General features: G+C 61.3%; 1 protein-coding gene. It reads left to right on the top strand.

Annotation, left to right across the window (positions count from 1 at the left end; genetic code table 11):
• The coding region (locus QSV46_RS40775) for a CHAT domain-containing protein (protein ID WP_314964426.1) at positions 1-243 on the top strand (243 nt) is incomplete at both ends.

Here is a 243-nt window from a genome sequence, read left to right as displayed (position 1 = left end):
GTGCTCAACCTGGGCAAGGCAGCGAACGAAGACACGGTGAAAAAGACGGACCTATCAAGATTCAAGATCATCGTGTTCGCCACGCATGGCCTCATCCCCGGCGAACTCGACGGGCTGCATCAACCGGCGCTCGCCTTGAGCGCGCCGGACGTTGCCGGCGTTCCCGGTGACGGACTGCTCACGATGGAGGAAATCCTGGCACTGAAACTCGACGCTGACTGGGTGGTGCTCTCCGCCTGCAAC

Origin of the sequence: Bradyrhizobium cosmicum (assembly GCF_032290525.1) — a bacterium.
GTDB classification, from domain to species: domain Bacteria; phylum Pseudomonadota; class Alphaproteobacteria; order Rhizobiales; family Xanthobacteraceae; genus Bradyrhizobium; species Bradyrhizobium cosmicum_A.
Note: the sequence above shows the minus strand (reverse complement) of the source record. Positions and strands in the feature narration are given on the sequence as shown.